Origin of the sequence: Phenylobacterium sp., from assembly GCF_036402295.1 — a bacterium.
Classification (GTDB): Bacteria; Pseudomonadota; Alphaproteobacteria; order Caulobacterales; family Caulobacteraceae; genus Phenylobacterium.
Genome location: NZ_DASWTE010000145.1, coordinates 16,611 through 33,631 on the forward strand (window position 1 = coordinate 16,611; position 17,021 = coordinate 33,631).

Here is a 17,021-nt window from a genome sequence, read left to right on the forward strand (position 1 = left end):
TGAGCCTCCTTCGCACACGACAAAGGCTATTCACGCCCCGTGCCGATTTGTGGCGAAGTTGGGCCCTCGAACGCCGAAAATCGGCGCAGGTGGACGCCATCCTGGACATGCGGCGTCGAAGTCCGCCGCTACGGCGCGTCAGGAGGGAAACCGTGGGGCTCGATCGCTTCGACCGGCAATTGCTCAATCTCGTGCAGGCCGACGCCGGCTTGAGCGCGGAACAACTGGCAGAGCACGTGCCGCTGTCTCCGTCGGCCATTCACCGGCGCCTTCGCCGCCTGCGAGAGACCGGCGTGATCGTGCGAGACGTGGCCATCGTAGACCCTCGGAAGATCGGCCGCCCGACCTTCTTCGTCGTCTCCATCCAGGTGGAGCGGGAGCGGCCGGAACTCCTCAGCGAGCTGCGACGGTGGATGGCGAAGGAGGCCCATATCCAGCAGGCGTTCTACGTCACCGGCGAGTCGGACTTCGTGATCATCGTCGCGGCCCCCGATACTGAAACGTACGACGAGTTGATGGCGCGGCTCGTCAGCGACAACTCCAACGTCAAGCGCTTCACCACCAACGTGGCGCTGAGCATCGTCAAACGGGACCTCGCTATCGCGGTGCCGGTGGACGAGGAGGAATAGAATCTCGCACGTCGCTGGGCCATCCGACTTGCCAAAGCGGAAAGCTGAAGACGCCCCGCTCGGGGCGCGGCCGGCCTGCCAAGCTCGAATTTGACCGCCAATTGCAGCCGCGCCGGCCTAGGCTCCCGCCCACTCAAACGAGGGAGACCTGTCGGTTGACGCGCGCCGCCCCACGACATTCCGACCCGGACCGGCTCGACGCTGACTACACGCCGCCGCCCTTCACCATCGACTACGCAGACCTGTCGCTGGAGCTCGACCCGCAGGTGACTGAGGTCACGGCCCACCTGACCTTCCGTCGGATCGACCCCGAAGCGCGCGACCTCGTCCTTGACGGACACGAGCTGGAGCTCGTCTCGAGCAGCCTCGACGGCCGCGCCCTGTCGGGCTCCCGCGTGGAATCCCACCCCGACCGCCTGGTTGTCCGCGACGCGCCGCCACATGGAACCCTTTCGCTGCGCCTGCGCGTGCGCCCGGGTGGGCCTGGGCTCGAAGGGCTCATCCGGCTGGACGATGTTCTGGTCACGCACTGCGAACCCGAGGGCTTTCGGCGGATCTGCTACTTCATCGACCGGCCCGACGTGATGGCGTGTTACCGCGTGACGCTGATCGCCGACGAGGCCGCCTATCCGACCCTGCTCTGCAACGGCGAGCTCGTTGAAGCCAGCCGCCTGGTGGCCGGTCGCCACGCCGCAACCTTCGTCGATGACATCCCCAAGAGCAGCTACCTATTCGCGCTCGCCGCGGGACGGTTCGACACTCTGGAGGACAGCTTCACGACCCGCAGCGGACGCACGGTCTCGATCGTCGTCCACGCCGCGCCAGGCGAGACTTTCGGCTGCGCCCTAGGCCTCGAAACGCTCAAGGCGGCGATGGCGTGGGACGAGCGCACCTTCGGCGTCGAATACGAACGCAGCCGCTTCACCGTGGTGATCATGCGCAACTATCCCGGCGGCGGGATGGAGAACCCGTCGCTTAACCTCTATGCCACCGAGTTCTTCCAGGCCGACCCGGCCTTCTCCACCGATCCCGAGCTGCGACGCATCGCAAGTTCGGTGGCGCACGAATACTTCCACGAATGGAGCGGCAATCGGGTTGGCTGCAAGAGTTGGCTGGACCTTACGGTCAAGGAAGGCCTGACTGTCCTGCGCCAGCAACGGTTCATGGCCGACCTCGTGGGCGCCGACGCGCGTATCGACGATGTCGTCTTCCTGCGCGCCAACCAGTACCCCGAGGACGACGGCGAACTCGCCCACCCCATTCGGCCGGCGAGCGCGGCCGTGGCGAGCAACCTCTACACCCGCACGGTCTATGAGAAAGGCGCCGAGACGCTGCGCATGCTTTCCGCGTGGACCGGCGAGGCCGTGTTCGACGAGGCCGTCCGGGCGTGGTTTGGCCGCTTCGATGGCCGCGCGGGCTCGGTGGAGGACTTCCTGGATGTCGTCGCCGACGTCGCGGGCGAGGACCTGACAGCCTTTCGCGCCTGGTACCGCTTGGCGGGTCCGCTCGGCCTGCAAGCGGAGATCGACACCGATCCGCGCGAGGGACCACGTCGCCTGATCCTGTCGCAAGCTCCACCGGAGGGTCCTGCTGGCTCGGAAACACCACTTCCCATCCCCGTGAGCCTGGCCCTCGTCGCCGAGGAGGGTTTGCCCGTGGAGGCGCCGCTCGTCCGTATGATCGGCAAGCACCACGAGATCGAGCTTCCGACCGGCTCCCAAGGCGCTGTCGTCTCTCTGCTCCGCGGCCATTCCGCCGAGGTCCGTCTGCATCTGGACCGGGCGCCCGAGGATCTCGCGCTGCTGGCTCGCCGGGAAACCGACGTCGTCGTGCGCTGGGATGCGGCGCAGGAGCTCGCGCGGCAAGCGGCGCACGCCTGGCTGTCCCACGGTGCGACCAGTCGTCCGGCGCGGGCCTGGCTGGAGTTGGCTGGCGCGCTACTGGCGGATCCCACGACCAATCCCGCCTTCGTGGGACGCGCCCTTGCCCTGCCGCCAGAGGCGGCGCTGGGGCTCGGCCAGGACACCGTGGATGTCGAAGCGCTCGGGAGGGCTCGCCATGGACTGGCGGCCGCCGGGGGACGCATGCACCCCGAGCTACTCGCGCGGGTCTATGACGACCTCAGAGCGCCGGCCCGCGAGCCTTCGAACTTCGGCGCGCGACGCCTGCGCAACCTCGCGCTCGAGTGGTGCGCCTGCGCGGGATTCCCGGACGTGGCCCTCCTGGCGCTCAGCCAACTCGCCGGAGCCCCGACGATGGAGGATCAATCCGCCGCGTTCCGGGTCCTGCTCCTCGTGGGCGGCGCGGCCCGCGACGAGGGCGTCGCCGTGGCGCGCCGGCGTTGGTCCGACGACCCGCGCAAGCTCGACAACCTGTTCGCCGTCGAAGGGGCGAACACGGCGCCCGACGCCGCCGTCCGCGTACGGGCCCTCCTCGAGGGCCCCGACTTCGACCTGGACCAGGCCGTGCGTGTGAAGGCGCTGCTGGATGCCTTCGGCGTCAACCAGGGCGGCTTCCACGTCGCCGGCGGGGCAGGCTACGACGCCATGGGCGAGGCGATCGCGCGGCTCGGCGCCCGCAATCCGCGACTGGCCGCGCGCTTCCTCAAGCCGTTCGCCGGGCTGGGCCGGTTCGATGCGACGCGCCGCCAGGCCATGGCGCAGACGCTGCGCCGGCTAGACGCCCGCCCGGACCTTGCGATCGAACCCCGCAATCGCCTGCGCACGATCCTCGCGACCGCCCGCCAGGAGAGATCATGAAGCAGCCCGCCCCTTAGGCGGCCGTGCAACGCACCACGCCTGCACCGATCCGGAAAGCGGACGCCCGTCTTTTGACCACCCATTTCGCCGCGGCTGGCTAACCTTGCCGCCACCGGGTTGAGAAGGCGGCGCGCTGATGAGGCAAGGTTTGATCGAGGAGCGGCTCGCGGCGCTGGGGCACGTCATCCCGGAGCCGGCCAACGCGGCGGCGAACTACGTCCCCTGGGTCCGCAGCGGCAGTCTCCTCTACGTCTCAGGCCAGGTGTCGATTGCGCCTGGGCGAAGCGTGTTCGGGACGGTAGGCGCCACGCTCGACCTGGCGACCGCCAGGGAGGCGGCGCAGCTCTGCGCGCTGAACCTGCTCGCCCACACCCGGGCCGCTTGCGATGGCGATCTGGGACGAGTGAGCAGGGTCGTGCGGCTCGGCGGCTTCGTCCAGGCCGCGGCCGACTTCAACGACATTTCGGCGGTGATCGACGGCGCCTCGGACCTGATCGCCAGCGCCTTCGGCGACGCCGGGCGCCACGCCCGCGCCGCCGTCGGAGTCTTCCGCCTCCCTCGCGACGTGGCCGTCGAAGTCGATGGCCTCTTCGAACTCGACGCCTAGATGCCATCCATGTCGCGAACGCTCCGAACGGCTCTCATCACGTCCGCGACCGCCGCCCTGTCGCTCTGTGGGGCTGCGGCTGCCGCGCCATCGCCGGCCCGCCGAATGGCTGGGGACGCTCGCCGATCGAGGGACGGTCGAGGTCGGAAAGCGAGCGGATCTGATCCTCCTCGACGCCGACCCGCTCGCCGATGTCGCCAATACCCGTCACATCGCCGCCGTCGTTGCGGGCGGGCGCGTCTATCCGCGCGAGGAGCTCGACCGGATGTGGGCCGCGCTCGCCGCGCGCTACGCCGCCATGCCGCGGCCGAAGATCCCGCCAGACCCGCAGCGCGGGCAGCTGGAGCCCGACGACGAAGACTAGCGGCGCCGTCCGGCGCTCTGAGACCTTGAAGGAGTAATCACGATGAAGATTGGCGTCCTGCGGATCGGCGGCCCGCCGACGACCTTGCCGCAATTCGCAAGCTATCCCGACATGATGATGGAGCTCATCGGGCGCGAGGCCCACGACTGGCGCGTTTTCGCGACGGACGAACTGGAACTGCCGCCGACCCCGGAGAGCTGCGACGCCTACGTGATCACCGGCTCGGCGGCCGGCCTCTACGAGAACCACGCGTGGATCCCTCCACTGCTCGAGTTCATCCGCGCCGCGAAGGGGCGGGCGAAGCTCGTCGGCATCTGCTTCGGGCACCAGGCGATCGCCCAGGCCCTCGGCGGGCGCGTCGTCAACTCACCCAAAGGCTGGGCCGTCGGGCAGAACGAGTACCGCGTGGTCCGGCAGGAGCCATGGATGGACGGAGCCGAGACCCTGCGTCTCCCCGCCTCTCACCAGGACCAGTTGGTGGAGCTGCCGCCCGGCGCGGAGGTCTACGCCTGCAGCGACTTCACGCCGCTGGGCGCGCTGGTCTACCGCGACCACCCCACCATCTCGATCCAGCTGCACCCCGAATTCCAGCCGGTCTACGCCAAGGCGCTCATCGAGGCCCGCCGTGGCCACGTGTTCACCGACGAACAGGCCGATCGGGCGATCGCCAGCTACACGGGCCCCGACGACCGTGAGCGGATGGGCCGCTGGATCAACGCCTTCCTCACGCAGGACGCCTGAGGATGCCGGACCGCGGAGGCCATACGGACTCGGGCATGCGCAGACGTGTGGGCGCAGAATGACGATCGCTCGCGATCTCGAAGTGCGCGCCGTGGCGGCGGCCCCCTACGGCTTCAGCGAAAGCGAAGAACACAGGAGCTTCGCGCAGACGGCGCGGCGCTTCGCGCGTGACGTGCTGGGGCCCCGCCGGGGCGAGCTCGCCGCCGCCGGCCGGATCCCAATGGATATCCGTCTGGCCATGGGAGAGCTCGGGCTGATCGGCGCGGAACTGCCGGACAGCCTCGGCGGCCTGGGCGTGGGCCATGTGACCAGCGCTGTGGTGACGGAAGCGATAGCCGAGGGCGACCTGTCGGCTTCGTACGTGCAGCTGCTTGCCTCGCTCAACGGGATGATCATAACGCGCTACGCGAGACCGGAGTTGGCCCAGGCCATACTGCCGCGGCTGTGCCGCGGGGAGATCGCCGTGGCCTTGGCGCTCACGGAGCCGCAGGGCGGCTCGGATGCCGCGGCTCTGCGCCTGCGGGCCGAGCGCAAGGGCGATCGCTACATCCTCACCGGCGAGAAGACCTCCATCTCCATGGCCGACCAGGCGGACTATGCCGTGGTCTTCGCCAGGACCGGCGCCGAGACCGACCGAGGCCGCGGCGTCACGGCGTTCCTGGTCGACCTCAGCCTGCCCGGGGTCGTCCGCACGCGCTTCCGGGATCTCGGGCAGCATGGGATTGGGCGCGGTTCGCTGTTCTTCGACGGCGTAGAGGTACCGCTGGACCATCGCCTCGGCGAGGAAGGGACAGGCTTCGTCCAGGTCATGCAGGGGTTCGACTTCAGCCGGGCGCTGATCGGCCTCCAATGCCTGTCCCTGGCGCGGATTTCGCTCGCCGAGACCTGGCGCCACGTGTCGGAGCGGCAGGCGTTCGGCAAGCCGCTGGCCGCCAACCAGGGCGTGACCTTCCCGCTGGCCGAGGCCGAGACCCATGTCGAGGCCGCCCGCCTGCTCTGCTATCGCACCCTCGCGTTGAAGGACGCGGGCGAGCCCCACACCCGAGAAGCCGCCATGTGCAAGTGGCTCGGCCCCAAGCTGGCGTTCGAGGTTATCCAGCAGTGCCTCCTGCTGCATGGCCATTCCGGCTGGAGCACTGAGCTGCCGTTCGAGCAGCGGCTGCGGGACGTGTTGGGCTTCCAGATCGGCGACGGCGCCGCGCAGATCATGAAGATGATCATCGCACGCGATCACCTCGCGCGGATCTGATCGCCATGCCGCACGTCTTCACGGGGTTTGTCGAACGCCGGACGGCGATGGTCGAGGCCGGGCATTGGCGAGACCTGACGCTGCTCGACCACCTCGAACGACAACGACGGGACAACGCCGAGAAACCGGCCTTCGTCTGCTATCCACCCGGCCGGGACGACGCGACGTCGCTCACCCTTTCAGAGCTGGACGCCGTCTCGACGCAGCTAGCGAACGCCCTTCTCCAGTTGGGCGTCACTCGGGGCGACGTCGTCTCGATGCAGTTGCCGAACGTCTGGCAGGCGGCGGCCATCCAACTGGCCTGCCTGAAGATCGGCGCGATCACCAATCCCCTGATGCCCATCCTGCGGGAGCGCGAGCTGCGCTTCATCCTGCGCCAAGCCCGCACCCGCGTTCTCGTCGTGATGCGGGAGTTCCGCGGATTCGATTACCTGGCCATGGCTGAGGGGTTGAAGGCCGAGGCCCCCGACCTGCGCGCGATCGTCGACATCGGATACGGGGGCGACGACGGTTTCGAACGCCTGCTCGCCGCCGGAGGGACCTCGCGCGAGATGTCCCCCGCCGCCCGGCCGGCCGATCCCGACGACGTTGCGCAGCTTCTCTTCACCAGCGGCACCACGGGCGAGCCCAAGGGGGTGATGCACAGCTCGAACACTATGCTGTCCAACCTGATCCCGTTCGCCGCGCGGCTCGGGCTGAGCGGCGCGGACGTGGTGCATATGCCTTCGCCCATCGGGCACCAGCTCGGCTTCATGTACGGCCTCGTGATGCCGGTCATGCTCGGCGCGACCAGTGTGCTGCAGGGCGTGTTCGACCCGGCCCAGATGGCCCGGCAAATCATCGCCCACTCGGTCAGCTTCACGATGGCGGCGCCGCCCTTCCTGACCGAGTTCGTCCGCCACGTCGAAGCCGAAGGCGTCCCGATGGAGAGCTTGCGGATCTTCGTCTCGGCCGGCGCGCCGGTCCCGAGAAGCCTCGTCGCCCGTAGCCGCGAGGTCCTCGGGGCGTCGGTGATCTCCGGCTGGGGCATGTCCGAGAACGGCGCCGTGTCGATCACTTGTCCGGACGACAGTATCGAACACGTCACCAACACGGACGGCTGCGCGCTCCCCGGCATGGAGCTTCTGGTCCGGCGTGAGGATGGAAGTCCGGCCAGGGCCGACGAACCCGGCCGGCTCTTCGTCCGCGGCTGCTCGAACTTCCTCGGCTATTTCGCCAGGCCCGATCTCCCGGCGCTCGACGACGATGGTTGGTTCGATACCGGCGACTTGGCCCGTATGGATGCCGCCGGCTACATCCGCATCACGGGTCGCGCCAAGGATCTCGTGATCCGGGGCGGAGAGAATATCCCAGTGGTCGAGATCGAGGATCTGATCTCACAACACGACGCCGTCCGCGCCGTGGCGATCGTCCCGGTCGCCCATGAGCGCCTGGGCGAACAGGCGTTCGCGTTCGTGGTCCTGGCGCCCGGCGCGCGTTTCGACCTGGCCGCGATGCGCGATCACCTGCGCGGGGCCGGCGCAGCGACCCACTACTTCCCGGAACATCTCAAGGCGGTGGACGGCCTGCCAGTGACCGCGAGCGGGAAGGTCCAGAAGTTCGTGCTGCGGGAATGGGCGAGGGCGGATCTGGAGCGGCGAGCTCAAACCTCTCAACTGAAGGAAGCCAAGTCTTGAGTGACTTTCGCGACAGACACGTCGTCATCACCGGCGCAGGCGGCGGCATCGGTTCCGCGGTGGCGCAGCGCTTCGCCGCAGCCCACGCCAAGGTCACCCTTCTGGATCGCGACGAAGCAGCCGGAAGACGCGTCGCGGCGTCGATCGTAGAAGCCGGGGGCGAGGCGGGCGCCCACGTCTGCGACATCACAAGCCGCGTGGAGATCGACCGCGCGCTCGACGCCGCACGCGCGGGGCGCGGCCCGGTGGACGTCCTTGTCAACAACGCGGGGTGGGACGTGTTCCGCCCCTTCCTCAAGACGGCGCCCGAGGACTGGGCGCGGCTCATCGACATCAACCTGACCGGCGCCCTGCACATGCATCACGCCGTCCTTCCCGAGATGGTCGCGCGCGCTCAGGGGCGGATCGTCAACGTGGCCTCGGACGCGGCCCGGGTCGGCTCTTCGGGCGAGGCGGTCTACGCCGCCTGCAAGGCCGGTCTCGTCGCGTTCTCCAAGACCATCGCCCGGGAACACGCCCGCCACAAGATAACGGTCAACGTGGTCTGCCCAGGCCCGACGGACACGGCGCTGCTGTCCAGCGTGGTCCAGGGCGCCGCCGATCCCGAGAAGCTGCGGGAAGCCTTCCGCCGCTCGATCCCGCTCGGCCGGATCGGGCGTCCCGAGGACCTCGCAGGAGCCGTCCTCTTCTTTGCCAGCGACGACGCCGCCTTCGTGACCGGACAAGTGCTCAGCGTCTCCGGCGGCCTGACGATGGCCGGTTGAGCTGCCAATTTCGAGAGAAGGTTCTGTCATGCCCTCGCCCTACGAAGACATCCTCTACGACGCCCGCCCCGACGGCGTCGCGGTGATCACCATCAACCGGGCCGACAGGTACAACGCCTTTCGGGCGCAGACGGTCGAGGAACTCATCGACACCTTTCAGCGGGCCGGGTGGGACCGCTCGATCGGCGTGATCGTGCTCACCGGCGCCGGCGACAAGGCCTTCTGCACGGGAGGCGACCAGTCCGCCCACGACGGGCAGTACGATGGACGCGGTGCCATAGGCCTCCCCATCGACGAGCTGCAGAGCCTGATCCGCGACGTCCCCAAGCCCGTGATCGCGCGCGTCAACGGCTTCGCCATCGGCGGCGGCAACGTCCTGGCGACGCTCTGCGACCTGACGATCGCCTCCGACAGGGCGCAGTTCGGCCAAGTCGGGCCCAAGGTCGGTTCCGTAGACCCGGGCTTCGGCACGGCCTACCTCGCGCGGGTCGTGGGCGAGAAGCGCGCCCGCGAGCTCTGGTACCTGTGCCGCCGGTACTCGGCGCAGGATGCGCTCGCCATGGGCCTGGTGAACGCCGTGGCGCCACACGACGAACTCGACGCCGAAGTCGATCGATGGTGCGCCGAGATCATGGCCCGCAGCCCCACGGCCATCGCGCTCGCAAAGCGATCCTTCAACGCGGATACCGAATCCATTCGAGGTGTCTCCGCGCTCGGAATGGCTGCTCTCAGCCTCTACTATGAAACCGACGAGTCCAAGGAGGGCGGCGTCGCCTTCCGAGAAAAGCGTGCGCCGAACTTCCGGCGCTTTGGAGGGCCGACAGGGAAATAGCGGCGTACACCCGCTGATGGGCTTGAGGCCGCCAGAGCTAGTCCGACGTGGAACCGCTCCCAGGTCGCGATGGCCAAGGTCGGCGCCCCGGGCGGCTCAGCGTTCCGGCCAATGCCGTCACCCGGTTTGCATTGCGCCGGTTGCGGAACTCGAGATCGGCGCCAGGAGCATGCGTAATCGGGCAGTCCTGCGAGGGGTGAGCTCCCAGTAGTGTCTCGGCGGAGCCGAGGCAGAGGGAGACGAAGATGTTCTACGCTGCGCTGGATGTGTCGCTGCGGTCGGTGGCGATCTGCATCATCGACGATGCCGGGAAGGTCAGGCTGGAGCGCGCGACGTCGTCCGAGCTGCCGGACCTGATCCGCTGCCTGCAGGACTTCGGTCAGCCGATCCACCAGGTCGGCCTGGAGGCCGGAAATCTCTCTCATCACCTCGCCGCCGGCCTGAGCGAGGTCGGTTACGACGTGGTCTGCATGGAAGCTCGCCAAGTCAGCGCCGCGCTGTCGGCGATGCGCAACAAGACCGACAAGCACGACGCCCGCGGCATCGCCCAGATCCTGCGCGCGGGCTGGTACAGCCGAGTGCACGTGAAGAGCCAGGAGAGCCTTTACACGCGGGCGCTGATCACCAGCCGCAAGGTGATGCAGCGCAAGTGCATCGACCTGGAGAACGAGATTCGCGGCGTGCTGAAGGTCTTCGGCGTGAAGCTGCCGATGCGGCTCTCGCGGGGCGCCTTCGACCGCGCCATGCGCGACATCATCACCAGCGATCCCGGCCTGAGCCATGCGCTGCTGCCGATGTTGGAGGCGCGGCAGGTGCTCTTCGACACCTTCGTCCAGCTCGATCGGCGCGTACGCCAAGCGGCCCACGACGACGCGGTGTGCCGCCGCTTCATGGGCGTGCCGGGTGTCGGCGAGATCACGGCCTTGAGCTTCAAAGCGGCCGTCGACGACCCTGCCCGCTTCCGGAGCTCGCGCACCGTCGGCGCGCACTTCGGGCTGACGCCCAGGCGCTTCCAGTCCGGCGAGAAGGACAACCCCGGGCGCATCTCGCATGCCGGCGACGCCGATGTGCGCGCCACCCGCTACGCGGCCGCCAACGCCATGCTGAGGCGCTCCATTGCCTGGTCCAGCCTGAAAGCCTGGGGCGTGCGTCTGATGAAGACCAAGGGCAGCCGCCGCGCCGTCGTCGCGGTGGCCCGCAAGATCGCCGTCGTCCTGCATCGCATGTGGGTCGACGGCTCCGACTTCCAGCGAGGATCGGAGGCAGCGGCATGACCTAAGCAGCCGAGCTCACACGATCCTCGGCCGGATCGTCCCACGCGGACGACGGGATGGATGAAGCCGAAAATGTGCTGCGCCCTGAGCGCGCCCAAGAGCGAGGCTCTCCAGACCCTGATCCCATGCATGCATGCAGCGGCTCCGCTCAACCAGGGGGTCACCAGACTGCGAAGAGAAGCGTGACCCGCGTGAACGACCACCCGGCCATCAAGCCATAGGAGCTTGACCCTCATGCCCGATTAGGGAAGCGGAACTTGAGACCGGCGCCTAAAGACGACATTCGACTCGGAAACAAGAATGCCCGGAGCTGAGCCCCGGGCATCAGGCGCAGCGGGAGTTTTGACCGGGTCAGAAGCGGACTGCGAACTCCAGGAACACTTCACGCGGGTTCTCGACGAAGGCAGACATGTCCGCGAGGACGCCGGTCGTCGTGCCGGTCCCCGTGCCGCCCGCGAACGGGATGTCGTTGGCGGCGGTAACCACCCGTTCGTTGGTGAGGTTGCGGGCGATCAACGACACGCGCCAACGGTCGTCCGGGCCTACCAGGCGGATCGAAGCGTCGAGCTTGGTGTAGCCTTTCTGGAAGGCGTCCGGCCGCAGGGTGTCGGTGAAGTTGTACTTCGACGTGTGGCTGACGTCGCTGGTCAGCTGCAGCTTCAGGTCCTCGGTCAGGTCGACGTCGTAGCCGAAGCCGATGCGGCCAGCGAAGCGCGGCGCCTTGGGCGGGGTGCGGCCGCCGTAGTCCTGGCTGGTGAAGACCCCGCTCAGCGGGTTGGGCACTAGGTTGCAACCGGCCGCGATGGTCTGGCCCGCGTAGCATTGCCCGACGTACCCCGAGAACTCCGCGTGGTTGTAGGCAGCGGCCCCTCGCAGCGACAGACCGGGGACGGCGTCCGGCAGCCATTCAAAGTCAGCCTCGACGCCCCGGGTCTCGAGCTTGCCGGCGTTATCCGCGACCTGGCCGATGGTGACCGGGTCGAAGCTCTGCACCTGCAGGTCGATGTACTCGTAATTGTAGACCGTGGCGTTGAAGCTGAGCGCGCCGCCCAGGCGGATCAGGCGCAGGCCGGCTTCGAAGCCCTTGGCGGTCTCGCTGTCGAACTCGCCGGCGGCCACGGACGCGCCCGGCGTCAGCGACTGCGAGATGTTGAAGCCGCCGGATTTGAAGCCTTCCTTGTAGGCGGCGTAGTAGGTCGTGTTGCGGTCAGGCTTGTAGCGCAGGGTCACCTGCGGCGAGACGTTCTCGTCCGAGAAGCTGTCGCTGAGCGAGATGTTGCCCGGGAAGGCGGCCGCGAAGGCGATGTGGCCGGGGACGGCGCGCTGGTAGGAATCCCGCTCTTCTCGGCTCCAGCGCGCGCCGCCGGCAAGCTCCCACTGTTCGCTGAAGTTGTAGGTGAGCTCAGCGAAGGCCGACACGGAGTCGCCCTCGAAGCCGTTGTCGCGCCGGAAGGTCACATAGGTGCCGCGGGCCACGTCCAGCGGCACCGGGAAGATGTAGGCGTCGGTGTTGAAGATGAACCGGCTGTCCGAGACGAACACGCCGAACAGGGCGTTGAAGGGCCCCTCGAACTTGGTCTGGAAGCGCACTTCCTCGGCCGTCTGGTTGAAGTCGGCGAGCTGCGAGAACGAGGCGGGATAGGCCTCGCCCGACACGTTGTTCAGGTCGGTCTGCTTGAAGGTGTAGTGCGAGGTGATCGAGGTGATCTCGATCTTGTCCAGGTTCACCTTGGCGGTGAGGGTGGCGTACTGGGACTTGAGGTCGGCGTACATCCGGCCGTCGCGCGCCCAGCGGTAGTTGGCCGCCGCCACCTGCGAGGGGATGCTGGAGCTGTCGGCGACGCCGTTGATCCGGCAGTCGGCGTTGGGGCTGGGCGGTATGCCGTTGGCGGTGAAGGGAACCGTGCGCCCGCCGCCGCAGATCCGTTCGATGACGTCGGTGGGCCCGCCGTCCTTCTGGTGCGTGGCGCCCAGTTTCAGTTCGACGTCGAAGACCGAGTCGGGCGTCCAGTCCAGCGTGAGCCGGCCGCTCTCGGTGCGGCTGCGGCCCCGGTGCTTGGCATTGCGGTGGCGCTGCATGCCCAGCGGGTCCAGGTAGGTCTCGGCGGCGCTGTTGGTGAAGGCGCCGTCGCTGTCGGAGACGCGGAAGGCGAAGCGACCGCGCAGGGTGTCGACGATCGGGCCCGAGACGAAGCCCTCGCCGTACTTCTCCGAGGCCTCGAAGCCGTAGCCGGCCTTGGCGCCCAATTGGAATTCGTCGGTGGGGCCGTTAGTGACGACGCTGATCAGGCCGCCGGTGGTGTTCTTGCCGTAGAACAGCGCCTGCGGGCCTTTCAGCACCTCGACATGCTGGACGTCGTATTGGCTGAGATTGATCTCGCGGCCGCGGCTCATGGGCACGCCGTCGATGACGAACGACACCGACTGGTCGAAGCCGGCGCTCAGCGCCGTCGAGCCCACGCCGCGCAGGAAGATGCTCGCCGACGAGCCCGAAGCCGCGCGGCCGGCCACCAGCGACGGCACCAGCGTGGCGATGTCGGTGAAGTTGGTGACGTTGTAGGCCTCGAGCTTCTTGCCGCTGACAGCGGTGATCGCCACCGGGGCGTCGATCAGGCGCTCGTCGCGGCGTCGCGCGGTGACCACGATGTCTTCGAGGACCGTCTCCTCGGCCGCGGCGGGTTGGGCGTTGGCCGGCGCGGAGGGCGCCTGGGCGTGGGCGGCCAGCGGCGACAACGCCGTCGTTGAAAGCGCCAGAAACGCCAATCCGAGCGAGCGCGACATCAGGACCTCCCCGTCGTGTTTCCCTGGCTGCTCGCGGCTGTCCATCGGGACGGACGCGGCGCCGGCGGACCTCTTGGTCTCGTGACGCGGACAGTCTCGCTTCATAAATCTAATGTCAATAGGCTATAATGTGTTTTGAAGCGGGTCTCGCGGTCGCACGCTGAGGCAATCTCGTGGTCCTCCATGGAAATTGCCAACAATTTTAATTGTTTGATCCAGAGCAATCACGTCACGCCGTTATCGATCAATCCTAGTTTAACGCGCCGAGTTGCGGCGTTGCCGTCGGGGAGAGCGTCTTGGGAAGACCCAGCAAGAGCCGGATCACGCGGGCGGGCGCGACGCAGGCGGCCCTGGAGATCATCGACGCCAGCGGCCTGGAAGGCCTGAATCTCGAGACGGTGGCCCGCAGATTGGGGGTGAAGGCGCCTTCGCTCTACTACCACTTCCGTGACAAGGCCGAGTTGCTGGCCGAGGTGGCGCGCTTCGTCCTGCTGGACCTGGGACCGGCGATCGGCGGCGAGGCTCAGGACTGGGAGGAGGCGATGGTCGGCGTGTGCCTGGCCACGCGGCGCACCCTCCTCAAGCACCCCAATGCCGCGCCGCTGCTGCTGCAATTCTTCCCACGGCACATCACGCTGAAGGGCTACGATCACTGGATCGCCAACTGCCCCTACCCGCCGGAGGTGCGCATGACGCTGCTCGAAGGCACGGAGAAGCTGACCTACGCATCGGCGCTCTTCGCCGCGGCGGCGCAGGCGCGCGGCGTCCCGCCGATGCCGCCGGTCGATCCTCAGCGGCTGCCGCACCTGGCCGAGGCGCTGGCGGCCAACCCGTATGACACCGAAGGCCTCTTCGAGCAGACCATCCGCACCTTCCTCGCCGGCTTTCGCGCCCGTGCCGACGGGACTTAGGCGGCCTTCCGGCCGGCAGCTTCCCAGCGGAGGGGCAGCGACTGGATCGCCGTCACCGTGCCGATCCGGAAGCCGTGCCGCTCGCCGGCCACGGCCTCGAACGCCGGCACGCGTTTCAGCCACTCCTCGGTCAGCACGCGGATCTCGGCGCGGGCCAGGATGTGGCCGATGCACAGGTGCGGGCCGGTGGAGAAGGTCAGGTGGGTGGGCCGTTCGCGATCGATGTCGAAGCGGGCGGGATCGTCGTTGCCGCGGTCGTCGCGGCCGGCCACCGACAGCAGGCACAGCACCATCTCGCCGGCCTGGAAGGACGCGCCGAAGCGCTCGCAGTCCTTGACGACCAGGCGCGGCGTGTTGATCACGCCGAACGCCCGCAGCGCCTCATCCACGAACTTCGGGATATCGCCGGGATTGGCGGCCAGCCTGGCCTGCAACGCGGGATCGGCGGCCAGCTGGCGGAAGGCGAATCCGGTGACGTTGGTGACCGTGTCCATGCCGCCCAGGAACAGCACGAAGCACATGGCCAGGACCTCGTCGTCCGAGAGCTTGCGGCCGTCGGGCGCCACGGTGACCAGCTCGGTGACGAGGTCGTCGGCCGGCTCGGCGCGGCGCAGCGCGATGAGCTCGCCCAGCAGGCCCAGGATCTTGCCCGACGTGGCCTCGATGCCCGCCGGGTCATGGGCGTTGAAGAATTCGTCGGCCAGCTCGCGGAACTCACGCAGGCGCGCCAGCGGCAGGCCCATCAGCTCCATGAACACCGAAACCGGGAAGCGCGAGGCCACGTCGACGACGAAGTCGCATCGACCCTGCCCGGCGACTTCCTCGACGATGCGCACAGCCCAGTCGCGGACGCGCGGCTCCAGTTCGCGGATGGCCTTGGCCGAGAAGCGCGGCATCAGCACCGTGCGATAGAGCTGGTTGTCCGGCGGATCGAGGCTGAGCGGGATGAACATCGGCGGGTTCGGCACCCGCGGGATCTGCATCTCGCGCGCGGAGAAGTGCTCGGGGTCGCGGACGATCTCGGAGATCGCTTCCAGCCGGCGCACCATCCAGTGGCCGCCGTTGCGCGGCGTCCAGAAGACGTCCGGCGCGTCGGCGATCGCGGCGGCGTACGAGGCCTGCACGTCCTCCCCCACCCGTGGGTCGGCATAGATGTCGAAGTCGAACACCAGGTGCGCAGGCACGTGCGCCGGCACAGGGAGCGCGTCGGTCATGGGCGTCCTCTTCAGACGAAGGCGGCTTCGAGGGTCTCGTAGAAGTCGGGGATCACATGCTCGAGGCCGCCGTAGACGACGGTGTCGAGCGCGCCCGCATTCAGCCCTTCCTGCGAGATCTCGGCGGCGCGGAAGTCCTCGGTGCCGAACACCTTCAGGATCAGCTCGTAGCTGCGGGCATAGAGGCTCTCGGCCTTGGGGTTGTCGGGCGCCTGGCGGGTCAGCATGAAGTAGTCCACCACCGAGCGGGTCGGCCCCCGGGGCATGATGATCATCACGCTGATGTAGTAGGGGCTGGTCACCACCACGGTGTTCGGGAACGCCAGGTAGGCGTGGGTGACGAGCTCGTGGATGTTCTTCACCGTCCCGTCCAGCAGGTCGGGCGTGAAGTTCAGCTTGCCCGAGATCTGCCGCGTGTGGCGGCCGAAGCGGTCGTAGACGTTGGGCACGTCGGCGAACATGTCGCCGATGCTCTGCGCGTGTAGGCGCTGGACGTGATACCCCTCCAGGAACGGCTCCAGCACGAGCTTCCAGTTGGCCAGCAGGTCGAAGCGCTTGTGGCCGTAGACGTGCGCCTCGGGGATGTTCATGGCTGCGAAGTCGATCGCCAGCTGGTCCGAAAGAGAGCTGAAATCGGCCGGTGCGTGGCGGTCGAGGATCACCCAGACCAGGCCGCCCGATTCCATGCACGGCAGCTGGGCGAGGCCCCGGCTGCTCTTGTCCAGGTTGGCGAAGGTCTCCTGGCGCGGCACGCCGATCAGCTGGCCGTCGAGCTTGTAGGTCCAGGCGTGATAGGGGCAGACGAGCCGGCCGGCCTTATGCGGGTCGCACGTCTCCACGACCTTCGAGCCCTTGTGCTGGCAGGCATTGAGGAAAGCGCGGACCTGGCCGTCCTTGTCGCGCGTGATGAGCAGCGGCACGCCGTAGCCGTCGTGCGCCAGCACCGAGCCCGGCTCCAGCCGCGCCGACAGGGTCACCACCACCGGCAGGCGGCGGAACACCCTCTCCTGCTCCAGGTCATGGCGCGCGGGGTCGGTGAAGATCGACGCGGGGCGCGACGCCTCGATCGCGGGCGGCACCGCCTGGTCGTGGTGCGGGATGGCGCGGATCGCCCGGATCTGGCTGTCGCTCAAGGTCTCGAGCGTCGCGAGCCGCGGTCGGGCGAGGGTTTCGGTGACAGCCATAGGTAAGCGCCTTCTGGATCTTGGAGCCGATCCTAG

General features: G+C 68.2%; 14 protein-coding genes. 11 read left to right on the forward strand and 3 right to left on the reverse strand.

The features are described from left to right. Window positions 1-89 precede the first annotated feature (89 nt). From VGD44_RS09070 to VGD44_RS09115, 10 genes are all read left to right on the forward strand, one after another. Complete coding sequence (locus VGD44_RS09070) at window positions 90-629, forward strand: Lrp/AsnC family transcriptional regulator (protein WP_331086097.1); 540 nt, start codon at window positions 90-92, stop codon at window positions 627-629. A 155-nt stretch (window positions 630-784) separates the two neighbouring features. Beyond that, the gene (locus VGD44_RS09075) at window positions 785-3,388 is read left to right on the forward strand and encodes a DUF3458 domain-containing protein (RefSeq protein WP_331086099.1); all 2,604 of its coding nucleotides are present in this window, start codon (window positions 785-787) and stop codon (window positions 3,386-3,388) included. A 136-nt stretch (window positions 3,389-3,524) separates the two neighbouring features. After that, window positions 3,525-3,995: a RidA family protein gene (locus tag VGD44_RS09080; protein ID WP_331086101.1), complete on the forward strand. Its 471-nt coding sequence runs from the start codon at window positions 3,525-3,527 to the stop codon at window positions 3,993-3,995. A 67-nt stretch (window positions 3,996-4,062) separates the two neighbouring features. Continuing rightward, window positions 4,063-4,359, forward strand: a complete 297-nt coding sequence (locus VGD44_RS09085; protein ID WP_331086103.1) for a hypothetical protein — start codon at window positions 4,063-4,065, stop codon at window positions 4,357-4,359. Between the two features lie 42 nt (window positions 4,360-4,401). Beyond that, on the forward strand, window positions 4,402-5,100 hold the full coding sequence (locus VGD44_RS09090; RefSeq protein WP_331086105.1) for a type 1 glutamine amidotransferase: 699 nt from the start codon (window positions 4,402-4,404) through the stop codon (window positions 5,098-5,100). Window positions 5,101-5,158: 58 nt separating this feature from the next. Then, window positions 5,159-6,349: an acyl-CoA dehydrogenase family protein gene (locus VGD44_RS09095; RefSeq protein ID WP_331086107.1), complete on the forward strand. Its 1,191-nt coding sequence runs from the start codon at window positions 5,159-5,161 to the stop codon at window positions 6,347-6,349. A 5-nt stretch (window positions 6,350-6,354) separates the two neighbouring features. Further along, complete coding sequence (locus VGD44_RS09100) at window positions 6,355-8,025, forward strand: AMP-binding protein (protein WP_331086109.1); 1,671 nt, start codon at window positions 6,355-6,357, stop codon at window positions 8,023-8,025. Further along, entirely contained in the window at window positions 8,022-8,789 is a 768-nt protein-coding gene (locus VGD44_RS09105) for a glucose 1-dehydrogenase (RefSeq protein WP_331086111.1), read from the forward strand. The genes VGD44_RS09100 and VGD44_RS09105 overlap by 4 nt, the downstream gene beginning before the upstream one ends. A gap of 28 nt (window positions 8,790-8,817) precedes the next feature. Further along, entirely contained in the window at window positions 8,818-9,621 is an 804-nt protein-coding gene (locus VGD44_RS09110; protein WP_331086113.1) for an enoyl-CoA hydratase-related protein, read from the forward strand. Between the two features lie 245 nt (window positions 9,622-9,866). Further along, window positions 9,867-10,895 carry an IS110 family transposase gene (locus VGD44_RS09115; RefSeq protein WP_331086115.1) on the forward strand — a complete coding sequence of 343 codons (1,029 nt, stop codon included), beginning with the start codon at window positions 9,867-9,869 and terminating at the stop codon, window positions 10,893-10,895. Window positions 10,896-11,246: 351 nt separating this feature from the next. On the opposite strand, the gene VGD44_RS09120 is transcribed toward VGD44_RS09115, so the two are convergent. Next, a complete protein-coding gene (locus tag VGD44_RS09120; RefSeq protein ID WP_331086117.1) occupies window positions 11,247-13,676 on the reverse strand; it encodes a TonB-dependent receptor in 2,430 nt (809 codons plus the stop codon). Window positions 13,677-13,972: 296 nt separating this feature from the next. Here VGD44_RS09120 and VGD44_RS09125 point away from each other — a divergent pair, with 296 nt between their 5' ends. After that, window positions 13,973-14,587: a TetR/AcrR family transcriptional regulator gene (locus VGD44_RS09125; protein WP_331086120.1), complete on the forward strand. Its 615-nt coding sequence runs from the start codon at window positions 13,973-13,975 to the stop codon at window positions 14,585-14,587. Here the strand turns inward: VGD44_RS09125 and VGD44_RS09130 are convergent. Further along, window positions 14,584-15,801, reverse strand: coding sequence for a cytochrome P450 (locus VGD44_RS09130; protein WP_331086122.1), 1,218 nt, complete (start codon window positions 15,799-15,801; stop codon window positions 14,584-14,586). The two genes, VGD44_RS09125 and VGD44_RS09130, sit on opposite strands and share 4 nt — an antisense overlap. 11 nt (window positions 15,802-15,812) lie before the next feature. Then, complete coding sequence (locus VGD44_RS09135; RefSeq protein WP_331086124.1) at window positions 15,813-16,985, reverse strand: aromatic ring-hydroxylating oxygenase subunit alpha; 1,173 nt, start codon at window positions 16,983-16,985, stop codon at window positions 15,813-15,815. Window positions 16,986-17,021: the final 36 nt, after the last annotated feature.

Bases quoted from the DNA above. Each gene is read 5' to 3' on its own strand.
- VGD44_RS09100 (WP_331086109.1), top strand. From the start codon at position 6,355: ATGCCGCACGTCTTCACGGGGTTTGTCGAACGCCGGACGGCGATGGTC.
- VGD44_RS09110 (WP_331086113.1), top strand. From the start codon at position 8,818: ATGCCCTCGCCCTACGAAGACATCCTCTACGACGCCCGCCCCGACGGC.
- VGD44_RS09115 (WP_331086115.1), top strand. From the start codon at position 9,867: ATGTTCTACGCTGCGCTGGATGTGTCGCTGCGGTCGGTGGCGATCTGC.
- VGD44_RS09095 (WP_331086107.1), top strand. From the start codon at position 5,159: ATGACGATCGCTCGCGATCTCGAAGTGCGCGCCGTGGCGGCGGCCCCC.
- VGD44_RS09130 (WP_331086122.1), bottom strand. From the start codon at position 15,801: ATGACCGACGCGCTCCCTGTGCCGGCGCACGTGCCTGCGCACCTGGTG.
- VGD44_RS09120 (WP_331086117.1), bottom strand. From the start codon at position 13,676: ATGTCGCGCTCGCTCGGATTGGCGTTTCTGGCGCTTTCAACGACGGCG.
- VGD44_RS09135 (WP_331086124.1), bottom strand. From the start codon at position 16,985: ATGGCTGTCACCGAAACCCTCGCCCGACCGCGGCTCGCGACGCTCGAG.
- VGD44_RS09080 (WP_331086101.1), top strand. From the start codon at position 3,525: ATGAGGCAAGGTTTGATCGAGGAGCGGCTCGCGGCGCTGGGGCACGTC.
- VGD44_RS09090 (WP_331086105.1), top strand. From the start codon at position 4,402: ATGAAGATTGGCGTCCTGCGGATCGGCGGCCCGCCGACGACCTTGCCG.